The following is a 24,961-nucleotide window of genomic DNA, read 5'->3' as shown; positions in this document are numbered from 1 at the left end:
AAATCCATAAAATAGCTACCATTTAATAAAATTCATTCTGTAAAGAAAAAACACTTTACAAACAAATGCTTTACTGGTAATATAAATGAATGTAAGACTTTATGGAGGTGTAATTAAAACATGGCAGTTAAAATTCGTTTAAAACGTATGGGTTCTAATAAAAAACCTTTTTATCGTATCGTTGTAGCTGATTCTCGTTTCCCACGTGACGGCCGTTCAATCGAAACTGTAGGAACTTATAATCCACTTCTTAATCCAGCAGAAGTTAAAATTGATGAAGAAGCTGTATTAAAATGGATGAGTAACGGTGCAAAACCTTCTGACACAGTTCGTAATCTGTTATCTAAAGAAGGCATTATGAAAAAATTCCATGATCAAAAGTTAGGAAAATAAGGAGGTTTGACGCATGGAAGATTTGATTCTCGCCATCGTAAAACCACTCGTTGATCACCCGGAAGATGTTTTCCTCAGAATTGATGAAACAGATTCAAATTTAGTTTATAAGTTATCCGTCAATAAAAATGATATGGGACGCATTATTGGTAAGCAAGGGCGTATTGCGAAAGCCATTCGGACATTAGTTTACGCCGCTGCGATCAAAAATGATAAAAAAGTCCGTCTTGAAATTGTTGAATAACTACTTAAAACTCGTCGTTTAGGCGAGTTTTTTTGCTGTAAAAAGCAAACATAAAGCTTTTTAGCTCGTTCTATTGTAAAATAAAAAAAAGAACGGGGGAGCAAATGGATGAAGCCTATTATCGGAATTACTGGAAATCAACTTGTCAAAGGAATAAATGCTTTTTATGGACATCGTGTCGCTTATACACAACAGCGTTATATTGATGTGATCCAAAAAGTAGGCGGTTTACCAATTATCCTTCCAATTGGTGATACGTCTGCGGCAACCGCAGCGGTAGATCTGTTGGATGGATTGTTAATGACAGGTGGACAAGATATTTCACCATACTTTTATGATGAAGAGCCTCTTCCAGAAATGGGCGTTTATTATCCACCACGTGATGCATTCGAGCTAAGTTTAGTTGACGCAGCTTTAAAGCGAAACAAACCTATTTTAGCTATTTGCCGCGGCATGCAACTGGTAAATGTAGCCTTTGGAGGTTCTCTTTATCAAGACGGTTCAAAAGTAGCTGCACCGCTCGTTCAACACCAACAACACGCTGATGAGCAGCTTGGTTCACATAAAATAACCATTAAAAAAGACAGCTTACTTGAAACAATTCATCATCCTGGAAAATTTGTTAACAGTCTGCATCATCAATTTATAAATCGCTTAGGAAAAAACTTACAAGTCGTTGCAAGAACAGCTGATCAAATGATTGAAGCGATTGAATTTAAGCATCGTAAAAATTTCTTTCTGGGTGTCCAGTGGCATCCAGAACTTATGTATAAGATGGATCCTGAAAGTGAAGCCCTTTTTCAGTTATTCATTGATCATGCCAAAAAAAATAAGTTAAAATAAAATCATACATACAAATATCCGTCTGTTTTTCCTTTAAGCATTCATTGTTAAACGAAACAAGATCAATTTTAGGAAGTTGAGCGAAAAGAGATGAAAAAATTGTCATTCGTTATTGTCATTGCTTTGTTTGCCATTATTTATTGTTGTTTTATTATTTGGAAGATGTATCAAGGAAGAAAAGCAAAACCAGACGCTAACGTGAAAAATGTACTTGTTTTAGGTGCAAAAGTAAATGGAAAAAAAGCGAGGCCAAGTAAAATTTTAGCTGAACGTCTTGATGGAGCGATTAACTATTACCATGAACATCGAGACATAACGATTATCGTAAGCGGTGGCAAAGGCCCTAATGAAAGTAAAGCTGAAGCAAAAGTAATGGGAAATTACCTAGAAACAAGAGGGATCCCGCGGAAACAAATCCAAATCGAAGCGAAGTCCAAAAGAACAAAAGAAAACATTATCAATGCTAAAGAACGTTTTAATTTAAAAAGTGTTGTGATCGTTACGAGTGATTATCACATGTACCGGGCTTTAATGCTCGCCAAACAAAAGGGCTTAAAAGCAAGCGGATTCCCCATTAAAACGAAAACATCTAGGCGCTTAAAAGATTATTGCCGAGAGTTTTTAGCCATTACCTACGCTTGGCTAATGGACAGGAAATAAAGAAAACCTTTGGCTATCCCTCTTTTACCTGCTAAAATAGAGTATAAGATATAAATTTGCTTAGCTGGAGGAAAGTTATGAAAATTATTCAAAAAATAACAGTTAAACAAGTTTTAACAAAGCAAAGTAAAGCAAAGCTCCTTACTTACTACAACGAACAAAAGCGTATGCTGCAACAAGAAAGCGATCAACTCCATTTTGAACGAAAAAAAGTAGAACGAAAAAACAAGTACAACCTAGAAAATATCACTGAATACTTTGAACGTGAATTAAATTTACGCCATGAAAAAATGAAGCTAGTCGATTTTCAAATGGATCAACTTGAAGTATTACCGCTTGGAAGTGAGGTTCGTGAACGTGAAATCGAAGCGCTCATTGAAGTAAATGTAGGAGATGTATGGAACGATACGCTTTTTGATAAAACCATTGTTGTAACTGATGAAGTTGTAACAGAAATACGCTAGAGGTGGAAAATGGAAAAAATATATAATGTCGGAAAGATTGTCAACACACATGGGTTGATGGGAGAAGTTCGTGTGATTTCGCGTACTGATTTTAAAGAAGAAAGGTATAAGCCTGGAAACAAGCTATTACTTTATGCTAAAAATAAAAAAGAACCCGAAGAATTAATCGTTAAATCTCATCGCGTACACAAAAACTTTGATTTATTAACCTTTGAAGGATACAACAATATTAATCAAGTGGAACGTATGAAAGAGGGAATTTTAAAAGTAAGCGCTGACCAACTTTTAGAACTAGAAGAAAATGCTTTTTATTTCCATGAAATTATCGGCTCAAAAGTCAAGTTAGTTAGTGGCGAAGAACTTGGCGAAGTTACTGAGATTTTAACACCAGGCGCCAATGACGTCTGGGTGATCAAACAAAAAAATGGTAAAGACGTTCTCATTCCTTATATTGAAGACGTTGTAAAATCAATTGATACAAAGCAAAAAGAAATTATTATTGAAGCCATTCCAGGATTGTTAGACTAATGGAAATCAATATCCTTTCTCTTTTCCCTGAAATGTTTCACGGAGTTATTAATCAATCGATCATAAAAAAAGCGATTGAAAAAGAACTAGTGGAAGTTAACGTGACGAATTTTCGTGATTTTGCAGAAGGTAAGCACCAAGTCGTTGATGACTATCCTTATGGCGGTGGAGCAGGCATGCTGCTTAAGGCTCAACCTGTTTTTGATGCTGTTTACGCAGTGCGAAAAAATGAAAAGAAACCGCGGATTATCTTAATGGATCCAGCGGGTCAGCCATTTAACCAAAAGATGGCCGAGGAATTTTCACAAGAAGAGCAATTGATTTTTATTTGTGGACACTATGAAGGCTATGATGAGCGCATTCGTGAAGAGCTTGTTACAGATGAAGTTTCACTTGGAGATTATATTTTAACTGGCGGTGAAATTGGCGCAATGGCGATGATGGACAGTGTGATTAGGCTTCTTCCAGGTGCTCTCGGGAACAAAACCTCTGCTGTCACTGATTCATTCTCAACAGGTCTACTTGAACACCCTCATTATACAAGACCAAGTAATTTTCGTGGCTTAAAAGTACCGGATACCTTACTAAGTGGAAATCATGGATTAATTGAAAAATGGCGTCATAAAGAATCATTAAGACGGACTTTTTTACGTCGTCCTGATCTATTAGCAAATTATTCACTTAGTAAAGAGGAAGAAAAGTGGCTTGCTGAAATCGAACAAGAACAAAGCTAAGCAAGAAAAAAACTTTACAGTAAAACGCGATTATGGTAATCTATACTAGTGACTGGAAGTTTCCAGTATATAACGATATTCCGCTGCGCAATTTGATATGTGTATGAGTGTTTGTTGGAAGGAGAAAATAAGATGAACAAGTTAATTGAAGAAATTACCAAAGATCAATTAAAATCTGATATCCCTAGTTTCCGACCAGGTGATACAGTACGTGTACATGCGAAAGTAGTCGAAGGTACTCGTGAACGTATCCAAATCTTTGAAGGCGTTGTTATTAAACGTCGTGGAGCAGGAATCAGTGAAACTTTCACTGTTCGTAAAATTTCTTATGGCGTTGGTGTGGAACGTACTTTCCCAGTACACACTCCACGTATCGCGAAGTTAGAAGTTATCCGTCGCGGTAAAGTTCGTCGTGCGAAACTTTACTACTTGCGTAATCTTCGTGGTAAAGCAGCTCGTATTAAAGAAATTCGCTAATTTAATAGCGATTGAAGCTCTTGTAATCAAGAGCTTTTCTTTATGTTGTGTTTGACAAGAAAAACGTTCTATGTTATGCTACATAAGGTTATTAAACAGGAAAGAAGAAGCAACCCGCTTCTCGCCTCGTCAACTGTTGTTTTCAGGCAAAGAATTCAAATGGTTCGTTGCATCTTTTATGATGTAACTTTGAATGTGCGGGTCGCAAAATTGCAGCCCGCATTTTTTATTGTTTACTTGTAAAACAGATAGAGATGCTATTTCTGACTTGTTATACCAAAAGAACATGGAGGTGGCTCAAAATTAGCAAAGACATGTTGGTAAACGATGGAATTCGTGCACGCGAAGTAAGATTAATTGATCAAAATGGTGAACAATTAGGTGTGAAAAGCAAATTTGATGCACTTGGTATTGCTGAGAAAGCCAATCTTGACCTTGTACTTGTTGCTCCAAATGCAAAACCACCAGTAGCTCGAATTATGGACTACGGAAAATTCCGTTTTGAACAACAGAAAAAAGATAAAGAAGCTCGCAAAAATCAAAAAGTCATCGTTATGAAAGAAGTACGCTTAAGTCCAACCATTGATGAACATGATTTTAACACAAAGCTACGTAATGCGCGCAAATTCCTTGAAAAAGGCGATAAAGTAAAATGTTCGATTCGCTTCAAAGGTCGTGCGATTACCCATAAAGATATCGGTCAAAAGGTACTTGACCGTTTTGCTGAAGCTTGTAACGATGTTAGCAAAATTGAGCAAAGACCAAAAATGGACGGACGTTCAATGTTCTTAGTCCTTGTACCAGATAAGGAAAAGTAAAGTTTTGAGGAGGAAGCATTCATGCCAAAAATGAAAACCCACCGAGGTTCCGCTAAACGTTTCAAAAGAACAGGATCTGGAAAATTAAAACGCAATCATGGCTATACTAGTCACTTATTTGCTAACAAATCCCAAAAACAAAAACGTAAACTACGTAAATCTGGAATGGTATCGGCCGGCGATTTCAAACGTATCCGCCAAATGGTCGCTAAGATGAAATAATAAAACTTTTGTAAAAAATTAGGAGGTTGACATTATGCCACGTGTAAAAGGCGGAACAGTAACTCGCAAACGTCGTAAAAAAGTCATTAAATTAGCCAAAGGATATTATGGCTCGAAACATACATTATTTAAAGTAGCTAACCAAGCAGTAATGAAATCTTATCAATATGCTTACAGAGATCGTCGTCAGAAAAAACGTGATTTCCGTAAATTGTGGATTGCTCGTATTAATGCAGCAGCACGTTTAAATGATCTTTCTTATAGCAAATTAATGCATGGTCTAAAACTTGCTGGAATTGATATTAACCGTAAAATGCTTGCTGATCTTGCAGTCAATGATGCACAAGCATTTACTACCCTTGCTGAAACAGCAAAACAAGAACTAACTAAATAATTTTGAAACTGCAATTTCGCTTTTGTGAATTGCAGTTTTTTATGTTATGAGGAGGAAAAAAGATGGAATTTGTTGTTTTACTTCGCGCGGTTAATGTTGGTGGCAAAAATAAAATCAGTATGAAAGCATTGAAAGAAACCCTAACAAAATCAGGATTTCAAAATGTTGAAAGTTACATTCAAAGCGGTAATCTCGTTCTTGAAAGCGACGATACAACTGAAAAAGCTGTTGCGCAATCTATTCAAACGATTATTCAACAAAATTTCCAATTATCTATCCATGTTATCGCTATTACATCCGCTCGCTTTTACACAATTATGACAAGCTGCCCATTTATGGAAAACGAAGATGAGCGCGTCCTTATTTATTTTAGCAATGCGAGCTTGAAGAATCATAGCCAAATTGAACAAGATGCTCAGTATCTCGTTAGTCAAAATACTATTTTTGTGCAAACGAATCACGCTGAATTAAATAAAATCAAATCTGAAAAAGTGATCAAACAATTAACCAATCAACCGGTCACTTCGAGAAATTTAAAAACAAGCTTAAAGCTTCTTTCGATGTTAAAGGAAAAACAATAGAATTTTTTTAAAAAGATGACTATAATAAATGAAAAGGAGTGTTAAAAATGAAAGATGAACTAATTAAACGTTTTATTACATACGCTAAAGTAGATACACAATCTAACGAAGAAAGTACGACTTGCCCAACAACCAGTGGTCAACTCAAATTGGGCCAAATTTTAGTAACAGAATTAGAAGCAATCGGAATGGAAGAAGTTGCCATGGATGAAAATGGTTATGTTATGGCAACATTGCCTGCTAACACCAACAAAAACGTTCCTGTTATTGGCTTTTTAGCGCATCTTGATACGGCAACAGACTTCACTGGTAAAGACGTGAAACCACAAATCCATGAAGAATATGATGGCAAAGACATCGTATTAAATAAAGAACAAGGAATCACATTATCAGTGGAAAAATATCCAGAACTAGCTGGTTATAAAGGGCAAACATTAATCACAACAGACGGAACAACCCTCCTTGGTGCTGATGATAAAGCCGGCATTACAGAAATTATGACAGCTATGAATTATTTAATCCAACATCCAGAAATTAAACATGGCAAAATTCGCGTTGCTTTTACACCAGATGAAGAAATCGGACGTGGTCCAGCGCGTTTTAACGTTGCTAAATTTGCTGCCGATTATGCTTACACAATGGATGGAGGTCCCCAAGGAGAGCTGCAATATGAAAGCTTTAATGCAGCTTCTGCAAAAATCGTCTTTAAAGGGAATAACATTCATCCCGGGACAGCGAAAAACAAAATGGTGAATGCTAGCAAACTAGCGATCGCTTTTAACCAAGCCTTACCAAAAGAAGAAGCACCTGAGGACACAGAGGAATATGAAGGTTTTTACCATTTAATTTCACTAGAAGGTGATGTAGAGCAAGCAAAGGCTAATTATATCATCCGTGATTTCGATCATTTAAATTTTATTAAAAGAAAAACCAAAGTAGCCGACATTGTAAAAAACATGCAGGAAGAGTATGGCGAGGAAAACATTATCCTTGAATTAAATGATCAATATTACAATATGCGTGAAAAAATTGAGCTAGTAAAAGAAATTGTTGATATCGCACATGATGCAATGAAAAAACTTAATATTGAGCCAATCATCAAGCCAATACGAGGCGGCACAGATGGTTCACAACTGTCATTTAAAGGTTTGCCAACGCCGAATATTTTTGCGGGTGGCGAAAATATGCATGGTAAATTTGAATATGTTTCAGTCGAAAGTCTTGAAAATGCAACGAAAGTTATTATTGAAGTGGCCAAGCTGTTTGAAGACCGCGCATGAATGGCTATCTTTAAGTATTGCAGAGCAAAAAGCAAAGGAATCATTTTTTATGAGACGTATTGCTTTTTGCTTAGGTGAAATCTTATCTTGAGGGTGAACAAATGAGATAGATGAGAAAAGGAAAAGTATGTTTTTTCTAATTTAAAATATTAACCAATTTTATGTGATAACTATTGACATTATCGAATGTACATGATATATTAATATACGTTGTCTAAAGTAAGATATTGCCCTTTGAAAACTGAACAAAAAAGAAGAAAAAGCGATGAAACGAAATGTTTCACCCAAAATTCCTAGGATAGGAAACGAAAAGTCGTTTCCATCAAAAACGTTAGTAAAAATTTGCTAGCACCGTTTAACGAGTAAGGAAGCTTATTCATGTTTATGAATAAGTATTCAACATCATTTTAATGAGAGTTTGATCCTGGCTCAGGACGAACGCTGGCGGCGTGCCTAATACATGCAAGTCGAACGAACAACACGCATGAGCTTGCTCATATGTGTTCGTGAGTGGCGGACGGGTGAGTAACACGTGGGCAACCTGCCTATCAGCGGGGGATAACACTTGGAAACAGGTGCTAATACCGCATAGATCTTCGGTTCGCATGAACCGATGAAGAAAGACGCTTCGGTGTCACTGATAGATGGGCCCGCGGTACATTAGCTAGTTGGTGGGGTCAAGGCCTACCAAGGCGACGATGTATAGCCGACCTGAGAGGGTGATCGGCCACACTGGGACTGAGACACGGCCCAGACTCCTACGGGAGGCAGCAGTAGGGAATCTTCCGCAATGGACGAAAGTCTGACGGAGCAACGCCGCGTGTGTGAAGAAGGTTTTCGGATCGTAAAGCACTGTTGTTAGAGAAGAAACAGGATAAGAGTTACTGCTTATCCCTTGACGGTATCTAACCAGAAAGCCACGGCTAACTACGTGCCAGCAGCCGCGGTAATACGTAGGTGGCAAGCGTTGTCCGGAATTATTGGGCGTAAAGCGCGCGCAGGCGGTTTCTTAAGTTGGGTGTGAAAGCCCTCGGCTCAACCGAGGAGGGTCACTCAAAACTGGGAGACTGGAGTGCAGAAGAGGAGAGTGGAATTCCATGTGTAGCGGTGAAATGCGTAGATATATGGAGGAACACCAGTGGCGAAGGCGGCTCTCTGGTCTGTAACTGACGCTGAGGCGCGAAAGCGTGGGGAGCAAACAGGATTAGATACCCTGGTAGTCCACGCCGTAAACGATGAGTGCTAAGTGTTAGGGGGTTTCCGCCCCTTAGTGCTGCAGCAAACGCATTAAGCACTCCGCCTGGGGAGTACGACCGCAAGGTTGAAACTCAAAGGAATTGACGGGGGCCCGCACAAGCGGTGGAGCATGTGGTTTAATTCGAAGCAACGCGAAGAACCTTACCAGGTCTTGACATCCTTTGACCACTCTGGAGACAGAGCTTACCCTTCGGGGACAAAGTGACAGGTGGTGCATGGTTGTCGTCAGCTCGTGTCGTGAGATGTTGGGTTAAGTCCCGCAACGAGCGCAACCCTTGATTTTAGTTGCCAGCATTTAGTTGGGCACTCTAAAGTGACTGCCGGTGCAAGCCGGAGGAAGGTGGGGATGACGTCAAATCATCATGCCCCTTATGACCTGGGCTACACACGTGCTACAATGGATGGTACAAAGGGCAGCGAAGCCGCGAGGTGAAGCCAATCCCATAAAACCATTCTCAGTTCGGATTGCAGGCTGCAACTCGCCTGCATGAAGCCGGAATCGCTAGTAATCGCGGATCAGCATGCCGCGGTGAATACGTTCCCGGGCCTTGTACACACCGCCCGTCACACCACGAGAGTTTGTAACACCCGAAGTCGGTAGGGTAACCTTTTTGGAGCCCGCCGCCGAAGGTGGGACAGATAATTGGGGTGAAGTCGTAACAAGGTAGCCGTATCGGAAGGTGCGGCTGGATCACCTCCTTTCTAAGGAATAGGAAGCCTAGGATGCTTTCTTCTTCTTTTGTTCAGTTTTGAGAGGGCAACTTCTCAAAAAGATTGTTCTTTGAAAACTAGATAAAAAGTAAAGTGAAAACCACACAAACCATTGGTTTGTGTAAACCAAGACACCGAGTCAAAATAAAGCATGAACCTTCTTTGATCATCGCAGATCAAAGAACATGCCTTTCCTTATTTATAAGGAAAGAAATAAGGTTAAGTTAGAAAGGGCGCACGGTGGATGCCTTGGCACTAGGAGCCGAAGAAGGACGGGACTAACGCCGATATGCTTTGGGGAGCTGTACGTAAGCATTGATCCAGAGATTTCCGAATGGGGGAACCCCCTATCTTTTGTCAGATAGGATTCTTTTGTGAATACATAGCAAAAGAAAGGCAGACCCAGGGAACTGAAACATCTAAGTACCTGGAGGAAGAGAAAGAAAAATCGATTTCCTGAGTAGCGGCGAGCGAAACGGAAAGAGCCCAAACCAAGAAGCTTGCTTCTTGGGGTTGTAGGACACTCAAATACGGAGTAAGAAAAGAAGGAGATAGACGAAGCGGTCTGGAAAGGCCCGCCAGAGACGGTAACAGCCCGGTAGTTGAAATGTGCTTCTCTCTAGAGTGGATCCTGAGTACGGCGGAACACGTGAAATTCCGTCGGAATCTGGGAGGACCATCTCCCAAGGCTAAATACTCCCTAGTGACCGATAGTGAACCAGTACCGTGAGGGAAAGGTGAAAAGCACCCCGGAAGGGGAGTGAAAGAGTACCTGAAACCGTGTGCCTACAAGTAGTTAGAGCCCGTTAATGGGTGATAGCGTGCCTTTTGTAGAATGAACCGGCGAGTTACGATTTGTTGCAAGGTTAAGTGGAAAAAGCGGAGCCGTAGCGAAAGCGAGTCTGAATAGGGCGAAAGAGTAACAGGTCGTAGACCCGAAACCAGGTGATCTACCCATGTCCAGGATGAAGGTAAGGTAATACTTACTGGAGGTCCGAACCCACGCACGTTGAAAAGTGCGGGGATGAGGTGTGGGTAGCGGAGAAATTCCAATCGAACTTGGAGATAGCTGGTTCTCTCCGAAATAGCTTTAGGGCTAGCCTCGAAGTAGAGAGTCATGGAGGTAGAGCACTGTTTGGACTAGGGGCCCCTCTCGGGTTACCGAATTCAGATAAACTCCGAATGCCATTGACTTATCTTCGGGAGTCAGACTGCGAGTGATAAGATCCGTAGTCGAAAGGGAAACAGCCCAGACCACCAGTTAAGGTCCCCAAATATACGTTAAGTGGAAAAGGATGTGGGGTTGCTTAGACAACCAGGATGTTGGCTTAGAAGCAGCCACCATTGAAAGAGTGCGTAATAGCTCACTGGTCGAGTGACCCCGCGCCGAAAATGTACCGGGGCTAAACGTATTACCGAAACTGTGGATGAACATCGTAAGATGTTCGTGGTAGGAGAGCGTTCTAAGGGCAGAGAAGCCAGACCGAAAGGACTGGTGGAGCGCTTAGAAGTGAGAATGCCGGTATGAGTAGCGAAAGAAGGGTGAGAATCCCTTCCACCGAATATCTAAGGTTTCCTGAGGAAGGCTCGTCCGCTCAGGGTTAGTCGGGACCTAAGCCGAGGCCGATAGGCGTAGGCGATGGACAACAGGTGGAGATTCCTGTACCCGCGCTATTTGTTTGACCGAAGGGGTGACACAGAAGGATAAGGAAGCGCACAGATGGAAAGGTGCGTCCAAGCAGTGAGTGTAAGAAGTAGGCAAATCCGCTTCTTACGAAGCATGAGCTGTGATGGGGAAGGAAATTAAAGTACGGAAGTTCCTGATTTCACGCTGTCAAGAAAAGCCTCTAGGAAGAGTAGAGCGGCCCGTACCGCAAACCGACACAGGTAGATGAGGAGAGAATCCTAAGGTGAGCGAGAGAACTCTCGTTAAGGAACTCGGCAAAATGACCCCGTAACTTCGGGAGAAGGGGTGCTCTGATAGGGTGAAAGCCCGAGAGAGCCGCAGTGAATAGGCCCAGGCGACTGTTTAGCAAAAACACAGGTCTCTGCAAAACCGTAAGGTGACGTATAGGGGCTGACGCCTGCCCGGTGCTGGAAGGTTAAGAGGAGCGCTTAGCGTAAGCGAAGGTGCGAATTGAAGCCCCAGTAAACGGCGGCCGTAACTATAACGGTCCTAAGGTAGCGAAATTCCTTGTCGGGTAAGTTCCGACCCGCACGAAAGGCGCAATGATCTGGGCACTGTCTCAACGAGAGACTCGGTGAAATTATAGTACCTGTGAAGATGCAGGTTACCCGCGACAGGACGGAAAGACCCCGTGGAGCTTTACTGCAACCTGATATGGAATGTTTGTACAGCTTGTACAGGATAGGTAGGAGCCGAAGAGCCGCGCGCGCCAGCGTGCGAGGAGGCAATGGTGGGATACTACCCCTGCTGTATGACCATTCTAACCCGCCACACTTAGCGTGTGGGGAGACAGTGTCAGGTGGGCAGTTTGACTGGGGCGGTCGCCTCCTAAAGAGTAACGGAGGCGCCCAAAGGTTCCCTCAGAATGGATGGAAATCATTCGCAGAGTGTAAAGGCACAAGGGAGCTTGACTGCGAGACTGACAAGTCGAGCAGGGACGAAAGTCGGGCTTAGTGATCCGGTGGTACCGCATGGAAGGGCCATCGCTCAACGGATAAAAGCTACCCCGGGGATAACAGGCTTATCTCCCCCAAGAGTCCACATCGACGGGGAGGTTTGGCACCTCGATGTCGGCTCGTCGCATCCTGGGGCTGTAGTCGGTCCCAAGGGTTGGGCTGTTCGCCCATTAAAGCGGCACGCGAGCTGGGTTCAGAACGTCGTGAGACAGTTCGGTCCCTATCCGTCGCGGGCGCAGGAAATTTGAGAGGAGCTGTCCTTAGTACGAGAGGACCGGGATGGACGCACCGCTGGTGTACCAGTTGTTCCGCCAGGAGCATCGCTGGGTAGCTATGTGCGGACGGGATAAACGCTGAAAGCATCTAAGCGTGAAGCCCCCCTCGAGATGAGATTTCCCATTTCGAAAGAAAGTAAGATCCCTGAAAGAAGATCAGGTAGATAGGTTTGGAGTGGAAGTATGGCGACATATGGAGCGGACAAATACTAATCGATCGAGGACTTATCCTTAAAAAAAGACTCTTGGAGTCAGGTTAAGTCACCCTTTTTATCTAGTTTTGAAAGAATCATCTTTCAATGAATAAGTCTGGTAGCAATGGCGAGAAGGTCACACCCGTTCCCATCCCGAACACGGTAGTTAAGCTTCTCTGCGCCGATGGTAGTGGGGGGATTCCCCCTGTGAGAGTAGGTCGTTGCCGGGCAAAAAAAAGACGATGGATAAATTTTTATCCATCGTCTTTTTTTTATTAAATAAATCTGTGAAAAACAATAAAGAATAGATATGCAGATCAACTAATAAATCAAGGCGCTTTTGCTTCATTTGTGTCGAAAAAACCGAAACGCCTTTAAGTATGCAAAATCTGCTTATTTTGCATCGATGTAGCTGTATAGCGTATACTTAGAGATATTAAAAAACTTAGCTACTTTGTCGCCAGATTTTGTGACAAGAAAGGCTCCTTTGTTATTTAAAAACTGGATAGCTTTTATCTTATCATCCTTTGTCATAAGAGCAACAGGCTTTCCAACAAGTTCAACCGATTTTTCAATGAGATCTTCTAATAGCTCATTGATGTCTTGTGGAATGTACTCTGGCTCTTTATCGGCTTCTTTCTTGTCTACTTTTGTTAAAGATTGGATCGTTGTTTCTGCAGCGATGAGCGTAGTAATATCAAAATTGATCGAAAAAATACCATCGAGAGTACCACTTTCATCTTTTAAGTAAATGGTGCTTGACTTTAAAATTCGACCATCATGTGTGCGCGTTAAATAATTTGTATGGTCTTCTAGTTTAGCGGGTTTTTTTTTAACAGCCTCTAAAACCGCATGTGAAGGGCCATCACCTAAACGACGGGAAGTAACGTGACCATTTTCGATGGAGACGATCATACTCGCAACTTCTTGATCTTTTAAGATTTGATGGATAACGACTTCACAATTATGTCCGAATTGTTCTGCTATTCCTTTAGCAATCTGTGTTAAAAAATTTAGCTTCACATCTGTGAGCATAATATTGATACTCCTTTTTGGCAACTTAATTACTTAAAATAATCATATCATGTATAAAAATTGCATTCAAGTTAAACATAAAAACATAAAAATTTTTTTTAGCTTGCATTGTTTTTTTTTAGCTTTGATGTTATACTTTAAATGAATTAAGTTAGATTCTATCGATCATAAATCTTTTGTTTTTATTTTAATTCCTTGTAAGCGGTTTCTGCTCTAAAAAAATGATAGGAGGATGGACATGTTATTAATTGGGAACGGCAAACTTATTACTAGAAATGGAAAAAATGATTTTTATGAAGATGGTTGTGTAGCCATTTCTGAAACATTCATTACCGAAGTAGGAAATACACATGATTTGACCAAGAAGTATCCCCAGGCAGAATTTATTGATGCAAGAGGCGGAATAATTATGCCAGGATTAATCAATATGCACAATCATATCTATAGTGCTTTTGCCCGTGGACTTAGCATAAAAGGAAATCATCCCCAAAACTTCATGGATATTTTGAAAGACCAATGGTGGAAGATTGATCAAACATTGAACTTAAAAGATTGTTATCACAGTGCAATGACTTCTTATTTAGACGCCATTAAAAATGGAGTAACCACTGTATTTGACCATCATGCAAGTTACGGGGAAACGGAGGGGAGTTTAGTTGAATTATCACGAGCTGCTAAAAAGCTCGGTGTTCGTACCTGTTTGTGTTATGAAGTATCAGATCGTCATGGTAAAGAAGCAATGAAAAAGGCTGTACAAGAAAATGTTGCATTTAGCAGGCAAGTTTCAAAAGAGCGCCATGATATGCAAAAAGCAATGTTTGGTCTACATGCTGCATTTACTTTATCTAATGAATCATTAGAATACTGCGCAAGCAATAAGCCAGCGGATATTGGGTATCATATTCATGTTGCAGAAGGGATGACAGATGTCTTTCATTCTAAAAAAGAACATCATAAAGCTGTTGTAAATCGCTTATATGATTTTGATATCTTGGGTGAAAAGACAATGGCTGCGCATTGTATTCACATTAATCCATATGAAATGGAATTATTACGTGATACCAATACAATGGTTGTTACAAATCCTGAGTCGAACATGGGGAATGCAGTTGGATGTCCACCAGCGATTCAACTATTGAACAAATATCAATTATTGATTGGGCTTGGCACAGATGGCTATACGCAAGATATGACCGAATCTTATAAAGTTGCTAATCTCATTCATAAACATCATTTAGGAGACCCAAACGTGGGTTGGATAGAAATTCCTGAGATGTTATTTAACAATAATGCGAGAATGGCAAACCGTTATTTTGAGAAAAAATTAGGCATGCTAGAGAAAAATGCAGCAGCTGATGTGATTGTCCTTGATTATAAATCGCCAACGCCAATAACGAAAGAAAACCTAAACGGACACATTTTGTTTGGAGTGAACGGACGTCAAGTGACGGACACGATTATCAATGGGGAAGTTAAAATGAAAAATCGCGAAATAATTGGATTAGATGAAGAAAAGATTTGGTATGATGCAAAAGAACAATCTCAAGCATTTTTTGAGCGAATAAATAAATAAAAAGAAGGTGAACGAGATGAGCGATGTTATGCATCCAATTTCAGTAAAAGCCCTATTAAACTGGATTTTTTCAGAATATCAGCGAAGTCATTCCATTTTTGGGATTCGCAAATTTTATCAGGCGGATTCAGCGAAAACAATTGACTTATTTGGAGAAAAAATGGAGGTACCATGTGGACCTGCAGCTGGTCCACATACGCAATTAGCACAAAATATTATTGCAGCTTATTTAACAGGATCACGCTTTTTTGAATTAAAAACAGTACAAATTATTGACGGGGAAGATTTACCTGTTGCTAAACCATGTATTAATGCCGAAGATGAATGTTATAACGTGGAATGGTCTACTGAATTACGCGTTCCAAAAGCATTAGATGAGTATGTAAAAGCATGGTTTATTTTAAAGCTACTCAGTAAAGAATTCAAATTAGGCGCACCGGATGGTTTCATTTTTAATATGAGTGTTGGCTATGATCTTGCTGGAATTAAATCGGAAAAAATTGATCGCTATATTATGGACATGCAAAATGCTGAAAATACAGCGATTTGGAAAGAATGTATTGCTGCTTCAAAAGCGTATTTGCATCATTTTAAGCATGTGACAGAAAAAGATATTGAACAAGTATCTTCGCGCATTTGTCGTTCAATTACACTGTCAACATTACATGGATGTCCTTCAGATGAAATTGAAAAAATTGCTACTTACTTGTTAGAAGAAAAAGGGTTACATACTTTCATCAAGTGCAATCCAACGATGCTCGGCTACGATTTTACACGAAAACGGCTAGATAAACTGGGTTTTGATTATATGGTATTTGATGAACATCACTTTGATGAGGATTTACAATTTAGTGAAGCTATACCAATGCTTACACGTTTACAAAAGTTAGCCAATGATAAAAAACTCAATTTTGGTGTCAAAATTACTAATACATTTCCTGTACAAATTAAACAGCAAGAGCTTCCTGGTGAAGAAATGTATATGTCTGGTAGATCGCTTTTTCCACTCAGTATTGCGCTTGCTGATAAGCTTTCACAAGCATTTAATGGGAAATTACAGATTTCTTACTCTGGTGGGGCAGATATTTTTAATATTCGTAAGATCTTTGAAGCAGGTATTTGGCCAATCACCGTGGCCACTACATTGCTAAAACCAGGCGGCTATAAGCGTTTGAATCAAATTGCCAATTTATTAAGTGAAGTTCCTTACCCGCAAAAAGTTGAAGTCCATTTAAAGCGATTAGCTGAACTTGTTACAGAAAGCGAAAAGGGAACACATTATCAAAAATCAATGAAAATACCCGAATCGCCAAAATTAAATAAAGCGGTGCCACTACTTGATTGCTATACGGCTCCGTGTCGCGGTGGATGCCCAATTTCTCAAGATATTCCTGCTTATCTGCGTTTTGTCAGCGAAGGAAAATATTTAGAGGCGCTTCAAGTGATTGTGGATAAAAATCCATTGCCTTTTATTACTGGAACAATTTGTGCTCATCCGTGTATGACAAAGTGTACGCGCCAATTTTATGAAGAGTCGGTGCATATTCGCCAGGCAAAATTAAAAGCAGCAGAAAAGGCCTATGACGCACTACTAAAAACGCTCAAAAAACCAATGCCAAAATTAGGTGCTGCAAAAACGGCGATTGTTGGTGGAGGCCCAGCTGGAATATCTGCAGGCTATCTATTAGCACGTGAAGGTATGCCAGTTACCGTATTTGAAAAAGCTGAGCGTCCAGGCGGTGTATGCAGTCAAGTTGTCCCTGAATTCCGCATTTCTGAAGCTTCTGTTGACCGCGATGTCGATTTAGCAAAATTTATGGGAGTGAAATTTATTACAGGAAAACCAGCACCTAGTATAGCTGAACTTAAAAGTGCAGGGTATGAACATATTATTTATGCTATTGGTGCTTGGAAACATGGCAAGTTAAAGCTTGAACAAGGGGAAGCCATAAATTCACTAGACTTTTTAATAGCTAGTCGTAAAGATCCATCAGCTAACCCTTATGGCAAAGAGATCGTCGTTGTTGGTGGTGGAAATACAGCAATGGACTGTGCGCGAGCTGCTAAACGGATCGCAGGTGTTACAAATGTACGTTTAGTCTATCGCCGTGATAAGCGTAATATGCCGGCAGATGAAGAAGAGCTTTACTTAGCGCTAGAAGATGGTGTCGAGTTCTGTGAATTATTATCACCTATTTCCTTAGAAAATAAAGAGCTAACTTGTGAAAAAATGAAATTAGGTCAAGCAGATCATTCTGGACGAAAAAAGCCAGTTGGCACAGGCGAATATCTAAAAGTTACTGCAGATGTTGTCATTGCAGCTGTAGGTGAAAAAGTGGATACAGCATTTTATCGCTCGCTTGGCATGCAAATAGATAGCACAGGAAAAGTCATTGTTGATCAAAAAACATTAGAAACAAGCCTGCCAAATGTTCACGTTATTGGTGATGCTAATCTTGGGCCAGCAACGATTGTTGAAGCTATTGCAGATGCAACAAAAGCAGCGAATCACATTTGTCATATTCATAATGAGCATTATGAACAAACAAATATCAATCAAGATGCTAGTATCGTTCGAGCTAAACGCGGTGATTTGCTTCTTTGTTCTTCAGAATTTGGCAAAGCATCTGGCTGTTTGGAGTGTTCGACAATTTGTGAATCTTGTGCTGATGTTTGTCCAAACCGAGCAAACATTGTTGTGATGTTAGGTGATGACCCACAAATTCTCCATGTAGATCGCATGTGTAATGAATGTGGCAACTGTGAAACTTTCTGCCCGTATTCAAGCGCACCATATAAAGATAAATTTACTATTTTTACTAATGAAAATGATTTTCACGCGAGTACGAATGCTGGATTTTGTTTATTAGGCGAAAAAGAAGACAGCTGTTTACTTAGATTAGATGGGAAAGAGCAACAATTTTCTCTCACAGCAGAACAAATTAAAGCACCAGCAGAGCTTGTCTCCTTGATCAAAACGGTGAAAAAGGATTATCACTATACTTTAGACGCGTAAGTAAATAGACTGCTTGAAAGGAGGCGAGAAAATTGTCGCTATTATTAAAAGGTGGCGTTGTTGTTTCGGCAAATGAAAGACGTGCTTTAGATGTTCGAATAGAAGGTGAAAAAGTTGTTGAAATGGGCGCTCATTTACCGCAGCAAGATTCCGAAGTAGAAAATGTCAGTGGCCTCTTTTTACTTCCAGGATTTATTGACGCTCATACACATTTAGAATTAAATAATGGCGTAACGACCACTGCGGATAATTTTGAAACAGGAAGTAAGGCAGCCATTGCAAAAGGAACAACGACTGTCATTGATTTTGCCACACCTGAAAAAGGTGGAACGCTATTGGAATGCTTAAATACATGGAATCATATGGCTAAAAATATTAGTTCATGTGATTATAGCTATCATATGTCAATTATTGAGTGGCACAGCGCCTTGCCAGATGAAATCAGTCAGATGATAGATAAAGGGATTACATCTTTTAAAATGTATATGGCTTATGATCACTTACGCACATCAGATGCTGAAATTTATGCTGCTATGAAAGAAATTAGAAAGCACCACGGGATGTTAGGAATGCATTGTGAGAACGGTGATTTAATTGATTCACTGATCTCACAATTTATTAAAAAAGGGGATAGGTCCCCTCATTTTCATCCGCTCTCAAGACCAGAGCTTGCTGAGGCTGAAGCAGTAAATCGATACTTAACACTTGCTAAATTTGCAGATTTACCTGTAAATATTGTTCATTTGAGTTCTGCTCTTTCACTTGAAGTCGTTAGGAAATTTCGTGCTACTGGCCAAAAGGTTTATGTTGAAACTTGCCCACACTATCTACTGCTTGATGATACACTTTATGATTTACCAGATTTTGCAAGTAGCAAATACGTCTGTTCCCCGCCGCTTAGAAAAAAAGCGAATCAAGTCATGTTATGGCGAGGCATTCAAATGCGAGAAATTGATACGATTTCAACAGATCATTGCAGTTTTCATTTCCAAAGTCAAAAAACATTAGGGTTAAGTGATTTTAGCAAAATTCCAAATGGCTTACCTGGAGTTGAAACAAGGCCAGAGCTGCTTTATACAACAGGTGTTATAACAGGAAAAATCACACTTGAAAGAATGGTTGAATTGCTTTCTGAAAAAATTGCCCGTCAATTTGGCATGTTTCCTCAAAAAGGCATAATCCAGCCGCAAAGTGATGCAGATATTGTTGTGTGGGACCCAGAAAAAACAGGCGTTATTGCAGCTAAAACACAGCTACAAAATGTCGATTATTCGCCTTATGAAGGTTTTGAAACAAAAGGCGCTGCCAAAGCTGTTTATTTGCGCGGAAAAAAAGTAGCTGAAGACGGCAAAATAATCCAAACAAAAGGCGGGAAATTCATTAAACGTGGCGCAAGTGACTATTCATTTTTGGAGGAATGAGAATTGGAAAAAATTAAATGGACAAAAAATCAAATGCCAGAATCAAGAGACGAACATACAAAACAAATGGCAGCGAATATCATCCAAAAAGCAGAAACTTTCCATAAAAGCTTTCCGCAATACGATGTAACGCCACTTGTTGAACTGAAGAAAATGGCAGGATACTTAGGTTTAAAATCATTTTTTGTTAAAGATGAATCTTACCGATTTGGCTTAAATGCCTTTAAAGTGCTTGGCGGTTCATTTGCTATAGCAAGCTTTATAGCTGAAAAATTAGAACAAGATGTTTCTGAATTAGATTACACAACACTTCTGTCTGATGACGTAAAGGAAAAGTTGGGACAGGCCACCTTTTTCACTGCAACAGATGGCAATCATGGTCGCGGGGTTGCTTGGGCAGCTAATAAATTGGGGCAAAAAGCAGTGGTCTTAATGCCAAAAGGATCTAGTAAAACGCGTTTTGAAAACATTCAAAAAGAAGGCGCGGATGTAACGATTGAAGAAGTCAACTATGATGAATGCGTAAGAAAAGCGAATGATCTAGCAGAAAAAACACCAAATGGCGTGATGGTTCAAGACACAGCTTGGGAAGGTTATGAGCGCATTCCAACATGGATTATGCAAGGTTACGGGACAATGGCGGCAGAAGCTTATAAACAACTCCCTGATCGCCCTACTCATATCTTTGTCCAAGCAGGCGTTGGCAGTCTAGCCGGAGCTGTGATTGGTTATTTTGCGAATGTTTGTCGTGATCATCCACCAATAATGGTCGTTGTTGAAGCAGAGGCAGCGGATTGCTTATATCAATCAGCTTTACAAAAAGATGGGTCAATAAAATTTGTCAGTGGGGATTTAAAAACGATCATGGCAGGGCTTGCTTGTGGTGAACCCAATACGATTTCTTTTGAGATACTTAAAAATCATGCCAGCTATTTTGTTTCTTGCCCGGATTGGGTTGCTGAAAAAGGCATGCGCATGCTTGGTGCTCCGATTAAAGGTGATCCACAAGTCACATCAGGTGAATCTGGCGCTGTCGGTATGGGGCTTGTTGCTACGATTATGAAAGATAGAGAATATAAGGACCTTAAAGAAGCTTTACAATTAAATGACACGTCAAGTATCTTAATGTTTTCAACAGAAGGAGACACGGATCCAAAAAACTATAAAAAAATTGTATGGAGGTAAAAAAATGGATTTTAATAGCATTCGAAAAACAGCAGAGAATTATCAAAAAGATATGACTCAATTTTTACGTGAATTAGTACGCATACCAGGTGAAAGTGCAGAAGAAAAAAATAAAATTGAACGAGCAAAGCAAGAGATGGAAAAATTAGGGTTCAACAAAATTGAAATAGATCCAATGGGGAATCTTCTTGGCTATATGGGAGAAGGAGAAAGATTAATTGCTTTTGATGGACACATTGATACAGTAGGCATTGGTGAAATTGAAAACTGGGAATTTGACCCATATGAAGGGTATGAAACAGATGAAGAAATCGGCGGTCGTGGAACCTCTGACCAAGAAGGGGGTATCGTTTCCGCTATATACGGAGCAAAAATTATGAAAGATCTAGCTTTACTTAATGATAAATATACAGTACTTGTCACAGTAACCGTTCAAGAAGAAGATTGTGATGGTTTATGTTGGCAATATATTATTAAAGAAGGAAATGTTCGTCCAGAATTTGTTGTTTCAACCGAACCAACAGACGGAGGGATTTACCGCGGACAACGTGGACGCATGGAAATTCGTGTCGATGTAAAAGGCATTTCTTGCCACGGATCTGCACCTGAACGTGGAGATAATGCAATTTATAAAATGGCCGATATTTTACAAGATGTGCGTAAGTTGAACAATAATGGGGCTGATGAAAGTACTTCGATCCGAGGTTTAGTCAAAATGTTAGCTAAAAAATACAACCCAGAATGGAAAGAAGCTCGTTTCTTAGGAAAAGGAACCATCACGGCTTCTCAAATTTTCTACTCTTCACCAAGCCGTTGCGCTGTTGCAGATGGTTGCTCTGTATCTTTAGATCGTCGCATGACTGCAGGTGAAACGTGGGAAAGCTGTTTAGAAGAAATTCGCCAATTACCAAGTGTCCAAAAATACGGAGAGGATGTCACGGTATCAATGTATGAATATGATCGTCCATCTTATACAGATCTAGTTTATCCAATTGAATGTTACTTCCCAACTTGGGTTATCCCAGAAGAACACCAAGTAACCACCTCTTTAATGCAGGCACATAAAGAACTATATGGGGAAGAACGAAAAGGCTCAAAAGGTACAATTGAACTACGTAAATCCCGTCCGCTACTTGATAAATGGACGTTTTCAACAAACGGTGTAACCATTATGGGACGAAATGGAATTCCGTGTATTGGCTTTGGACCAGGCGCTGAAGCTCAAGCACATGCACCAAATGAAAAAACTTGGAAAGAAGATTTAGTTCGGTGCGCGGCTGTATATGCAGCATTACCGACCATTTATTGCCAAAAATAATGAGGAGTTGAACTGAATGAGTATTGATACATTCACAAATAAATTAGACCAATTACAAATTGAAAACATGTTTAATCATGATTTTTTTCTCACTTGGGAAAAATCACGTGATGAATTAGAAGCTGTATTCACAGTAGCTGACGCGCTTCGTCAATTAAGAGAAAATAATGTAGACACGACTATTTTTAAAAGCGGATTAGGGGTTTCCTTATTTCGCGATAACTCTACACGTACACGTTTCAGTTTTGCATCTGCATGCAATCTTTTAGGGCTTGAAGTCCAAGATTTAGATGAAGGTAAAAGCCAAATTTCTCATGGGGAAACGGTTCGGGAAACAGCCAATATGATTTCCTTTATGGCAGATGTTATTGGTATTCGTGATGATATGTATATTGGTAAAGGCAATGCTTATATGCGTGAAGTATCTCAAGCTGTACAAGATGGACATAAAGAAGGCGTATTAGAGCAACGGCCAACTTTAGTCAATCTACAATGTGATATCGACCATCCAACGCAGTCCATGGCGGATGCACTGCATTTAATTCACCAATTTGGTGGGATTGAAAACTTAAAGGGTAAAAAAATCGCTATGACATGGGCTTATTCTCCTTCTTATGGCAAACCCCTTTCTGTACCACAAGGAATTATTGGTTTAATGTCACGTCTTGGCATGGATGTGATATTAGCACATCCAGAAGGTTATGAAGTAATGCCTGAAGTGGAAGAAGTAGTAAAGAAAAATGCTAATCTTTCTGGTGGTAAATTTATAAAAATAAACAATATGGCAGAAGCCTTTAAAGATGCAGATATTGTTTATCCAAAAAGCTGGGCACCATTTGCAGCCATGGAAAAAAGAACGCAGCTCTACGGAGTGGGAGATCAAGCCGGAATTGATCAGCTTGAAAAAGAGCTCTTACAGCAAAACGCAAAACATAAAGATTGGCAATGTACAGAAGAGCTTATGAAGACAACAAAAAATGGAAAAGCATTGTATATGCATTGTTTACCAGCAGATATTACTGGCATAAGTTGCAAAGAAGGTGAAGTAGAAGCTTCAGTTTTTGATCGTTATCGCACTGAATTATACAAAGAAGCTAGTTACAAACCTTACGTTATTGCGGCTATGATGTTCTTAAGCAAAGTTCAAGATCCGCAAAAAACATTAAAAGCACTAGAAAGTAAAAATAGTGTACGTAAATTTAGTTAATCACTAAATTTAAGTAAATTGAGCCCCTTAAGGATATAAGTTTTTTCTATGAGTAATTTTTGACCATTTTATTCAACCATTTAAGGGGTTCTATTCATTTTCAGGAGGGAGAAAAATGGCAATAAAAAGAATTGTGGTAGCTCTAGGTGGAAACGCACTTGGGACCAATTTAGCAGAGCAGATGTATGCCATTAAGGAAACAGCAAAAGCCATTGCAGATTTGATTGAAGCTGGTTATGAGGTGATTGTTTCTCATGGAAATGGCCCACAAGTTGGGATGATTAAACAAGCAATGGATGAACTCACACGAACAAACCCAGATAAGTATCCCAATATACCGTTATCTGTTTGTGTAGCAATGAGTCAAAGCTATATAGGCTATGATCTGCAAAATGCTTTACATGAAGAATTACTTAATCGTGGAATAGCTAGGTCAGTTTCCACAGTCATTACACAAGTTGAAGTCGACCCAAAAGATGAAGCCTTTAAACACCCAGTCAAACCAATTGGTCGCTTTATGACAAAAGAAGAAGCTAAAAGTATCGCCGCTTTAAGGGGGATTCAAATCGTAGAAGACTCAGGTAGAGGATACCGGCAAGTTGTTGCTTCACCCAAACCAAAAGCGATTTTAGAAGTAGATGCCATTAAAGCGTTACTTACGGCTAAACAAACAGTGATCGCATGTGGCGGCGGTGGAATCCCAGTCATTGCAGAAAAAAATCATCGACGCGGCGTTAGTGCGGTCATTGATAAAGATTTTTGTAGCGCCTTGCTTGCAGAAGAGCTAGATGCAGATGCTCTTATTATCCTTACTGCTGTTGAGAAAGTTTACTTGAATTTTGGAAAAGAAAATCAAACCGCTTTAGATGAAGTTTCTGTAAATGAACTGAAGAAGCTTGTTACAAAAGGGCATTTTGCATCGGGCTCAATGTTACCAAAAGTAGAGGCAGCCCTGCAATTTGCGGACTCTAAAGATGGACGGATTGCACTAATTACATTACTAGAAAAAGCAAAAGATGGTCTGGCTTTTAAAACAGGAACTAGAATTCAAAAGGAGTGTAAGTGATGAATAAAAAAACAATCATTTCAAAAAAGGCACCAGCCGCTATTGGGCCCTATTCACATGCGGTTTTAGCTGGCGAAACGCTCTATGTTTCCGGTCAACTTGGACTTGATCCCACAAGTGGAGAGCTGCTTGCAACATTAAATAAGCAAGTTGAACAAGCAATGGCCAATTTAAACGTCATTTTAAAGGAAGCAGGTATGGATTTTACAAATGTCGTGAAAACAACAGTGTTTTTAGTAGATATGAAGGATTTTCCAACAGTAAATGAACTTTACGGTCATTATTTTTCTGAAAACTCACCAGCAAGATCTTGTTTTCAAGTTGCTAAATTACCGAAAGATGGCTTGTTTGAAATCGAAGTGGTTGCAGTGAAATAAACATATTCAGATTGCAGGTTTTGACATAAAGGGCGCTATTTTATC

22 protein-coding genes, 3 rRNA genes and 1 other annotated feature are annotated in these 24,961 nt (G+C 39.9%); of the genes, 24 read left to right on the top strand and 1 reads right to left on the bottom strand.

Going from position 1 to position 24,961, the window contains the following annotated elements; genetic code table 11:
* The first annotated feature begins 120 nt into the window (after positions 1 to 120).
* From rpsP to rrf, 16 genes are all read left to right on the top strand, one after another.
* Complete coding sequence (gene rpsP / locus G6Q10_RS05440) at positions 121 to 393, top strand: 30S ribosomal protein S16 (protein WP_163653857.1); 273 nt, start codon at positions 121 to 123, stop codon at positions 391 to 393.
* A gap of 13 nt (positions 394 to 406) precedes the next feature.
* Positions 407 to 637: a KH domain-containing protein gene (locus tag G6Q10_RS05435; RefSeq protein ID WP_163653854.1), complete on the top strand. Its 231-nt coding sequence runs from the start codon at positions 407 to 409 to the stop codon at positions 635 to 637.
* A gap of 108 nt (positions 638 to 745) precedes the next feature.
* The gene (locus G6Q10_RS05430) at positions 746 to 1,480 is read left to right on the top strand and encodes a gamma-glutamyl-gamma-aminobutyrate hydrolase family protein (protein WP_163653851.1); all 735 of its coding nucleotides are present in this window, start codon (positions 746 to 748) and stop codon (positions 1,478 to 1,480) included.
* 90 nt (positions 1,481 to 1,570) lie between these two features.
* Positions 1,571 to 2,140, top strand: a complete 570-nt coding sequence (locus G6Q10_RS05425) for a YdcF family protein (protein ID WP_163653848.1) — start codon at positions 1,571 to 1,573, stop codon at positions 2,138 to 2,140.
* Positions 2,141 to 2,217: 77 nt separating this feature from the next.
* Complete coding sequence (locus tag G6Q10_RS05420; protein ID WP_163653846.1) at positions 2,218 to 2,604, top strand: YlqD family protein; 387 nt, start codon at positions 2,218 to 2,220, stop codon at positions 2,602 to 2,604.
* A 9-nt stretch (positions 2,605 to 2,613) separates the two neighbouring features.
* Positions 2,614 to 3,132, top strand: coding sequence for a ribosome maturation factor RimM (gene rimM, locus G6Q10_RS05415; protein WP_163653844.1), 519 nt, complete (start codon positions 2,614 to 2,616; stop codon positions 3,130 to 3,132).
* Entirely contained in the window at positions 3,132 to 3,866 is a 735-nt protein-coding gene (trmD, locus tag G6Q10_RS05410) for a tRNA (guanosine(37)-N1)-methyltransferase TrmD (RefSeq protein WP_163653841.1), read from the top strand. The genes rimM and trmD overlap by 1 nt, the downstream gene beginning before the upstream one ends.
* A 132-nt stretch (positions 3,867 to 3,998) precedes the next feature.
* On the top strand, positions 3,999 to 4,343 hold the full coding sequence (rplS, locus tag G6Q10_RS05405) for a 50S ribosomal protein L19 (RefSeq protein ID WP_163653838.1): 345 nt from the start codon (positions 3,999 to 4,001) through the stop codon (positions 4,341 to 4,343).
* 95 nt (positions 4,344 to 4,438) lie between these two features.
* Positions 4,439 to 4,578 (top strand) — a sequence feature (ribosomal protein L20 leader region).
* Between the two features lie 67 nt (positions 4,579 to 4,645).
* Positions 4,646 to 5,161, top strand: coding sequence for a translation initiation factor IF-3 (gene infC / locus G6Q10_RS05400; RefSeq protein WP_163655763.1), 516 nt, complete (start codon positions 4,646 to 4,648; stop codon positions 5,159 to 5,161).
* A gap of 21 nt (positions 5,162 to 5,182) precedes the next feature.
* Entirely contained in the window at positions 5,183 to 5,383 is a 201-nt protein-coding gene (rpmI, locus tag G6Q10_RS05395; protein ID WP_163653835.1) for a 50S ribosomal protein L35, read from the top strand.
* A 34-nt stretch (positions 5,384 to 5,417) separates the two neighbouring features.
* Positions 5,418 to 5,777 carry a 50S ribosomal protein L20 gene (rplT, locus tag G6Q10_RS05390; RefSeq protein ID WP_163653832.1) on the top strand — a complete coding sequence of 120 codons (360 nt, stop codon included), beginning with the start codon at positions 5,418 to 5,420 and terminating at the stop codon, positions 5,775 to 5,777.
* Positions 5,778 to 5,839: 62 nt separating this feature from the next.
* On the top strand, positions 5,840 to 6,358 hold the full coding sequence (locus tag G6Q10_RS05385) for a DUF1697 domain-containing protein (RefSeq protein WP_163653829.1): 519 nt from the start codon (positions 5,840 to 5,842) through the stop codon (positions 6,356 to 6,358).
* A gap of 47 nt (positions 6,359 to 6,405) precedes the next feature.
* Complete coding sequence (pepT, locus tag G6Q10_RS05380) at positions 6,406 to 7,638, top strand: peptidase T (protein WP_163653826.1); 1,233 nt, start codon at positions 6,406 to 6,408, stop codon at positions 7,636 to 7,638.
* A 406-nt stretch (positions 7,639 to 8,044) separates the two neighbouring features.
* Positions 8,045 to 9,597, top strand: a 16S ribosomal RNA gene (locus tag G6Q10_RS05375).
* A 226-nt stretch (positions 9,598 to 9,823) separates the two neighbouring features.
* Positions 9,824 to 12,757 (top strand): 23S ribosomal RNA (locus G6Q10_RS05370).
* A 75-nt stretch (positions 12,758 to 12,832) separates the two neighbouring features.
* A 5S ribosomal RNA gene (gene rrf / locus G6Q10_RS05365) occupies positions 12,833 to 12,948 on the top strand.
* The 16S, 23S and 5S rRNA genes sit together here, the layout of an rRNA operon.
* 163 nt (positions 12,949 to 13,111) lie before the next feature.
* Here the strand turns inward: rrf and G6Q10_RS05360 are convergent.
* The gene (locus G6Q10_RS05360; RefSeq protein WP_163653825.1) at positions 13,112 to 13,753 is read right to left on the bottom strand and encodes a helix-turn-helix transcriptional regulator; all 642 of its coding nucleotides are present in this window, start codon (positions 13,751 to 13,753) and stop codon (positions 13,112 to 13,114) included.
* 238 nt (positions 13,754 to 13,991) lie between these two features.
* Here G6Q10_RS05360 and ssnA point away from each other — a divergent pair, with 238 nt between their 5' ends.
* From ssnA to G6Q10_RS05320, 8 genes are all read left to right on the top strand, one after another.
* Complete coding sequence (gene ssnA / locus G6Q10_RS05355) at positions 13,992 to 15,326, top strand: putative aminohydrolase SsnA (protein WP_163653822.1); 1,335 nt, start codon at positions 13,992 to 13,994, stop codon at positions 15,324 to 15,326.
* Positions 15,327 to 15,342: 16 nt separating this feature from the next.
* A complete protein-coding gene (ygfK, locus tag G6Q10_RS05350; RefSeq protein ID WP_163653819.1) occupies positions 15,343 to 18,342 on the top strand; it encodes a putative selenate reductase subunit YgfK in 3,000 nt (999 codons plus the stop codon).
* A 32-nt stretch (positions 18,343 to 18,374) separates the two neighbouring features.
* Complete coding sequence (gene hydA / locus G6Q10_RS05345) at positions 18,375 to 19,763, top strand: dihydropyrimidinase (protein ID WP_163653817.1); 1,389 nt, start codon at positions 18,375 to 18,377, stop codon at positions 19,761 to 19,763.
* A gap of 3 nt (positions 19,764 to 19,766) precedes the next feature.
* Positions 19,767 to 20,948 carry a diaminopropionate ammonia-lyase gene (dpaL, locus tag G6Q10_RS05340; protein WP_163653814.1) on the top strand — a complete coding sequence of 394 codons (1,182 nt, stop codon included), beginning with the start codon at positions 19,767 to 19,769 and terminating at the stop codon, positions 20,946 to 20,948.
* A gap of 4 nt (positions 20,949 to 20,952) precedes the next feature.
* Positions 20,953 to 22,266: a YgeY family selenium metabolism-linked hydrolase gene (locus G6Q10_RS05335; RefSeq protein WP_163653811.1), complete on the top strand. Its 1,314-nt coding sequence runs from the start codon at positions 20,953 to 20,955 to the stop codon at positions 22,264 to 22,266.
* A 16-nt stretch (positions 22,267 to 22,282) separates the two neighbouring features.
* Positions 22,283 to 23,473: a knotted carbamoyltransferase YgeW gene (gene ygeW, locus G6Q10_RS05330; RefSeq protein WP_163653808.1), complete on the top strand. Its 1,191-nt coding sequence runs from the start codon at positions 22,283 to 22,285 to the stop codon at positions 23,471 to 23,473.
* A gap of 121 nt (positions 23,474 to 23,594) precedes the next feature.
* Positions 23,595 to 24,539, top strand: a complete 945-nt coding sequence (arcC, locus tag G6Q10_RS05325; protein WP_197914102.1) for a carbamate kinase — start codon at positions 23,595 to 23,597, stop codon at positions 24,537 to 24,539.
* Positions 24,539 to 24,916 (top strand): RidA family protein, encoded by a 378-nt coding sequence (locus G6Q10_RS05320; protein WP_163653801.1) that lies wholly within the window; start codon positions 24,539 to 24,541, stop codon positions 24,914 to 24,916. The genes arcC and G6Q10_RS05320 overlap by 1 nt, the downstream gene beginning before the upstream one ends.
* Positions 24,917 to 24,961: the final 45 nt, after the last annotated feature.

This window comes from Listeria sp. PSOL-1, assembly GCF_902806445.1.
Lineage (GTDB): Bacteria > Bacillota > Bacilli > Lactobacillales > Listeriaceae > Listeria.
The sequence above is the reverse complement of the archived record's forward strand: the minus strand, read 5'-3'. Positions and strand labels throughout refer to the sequence as shown.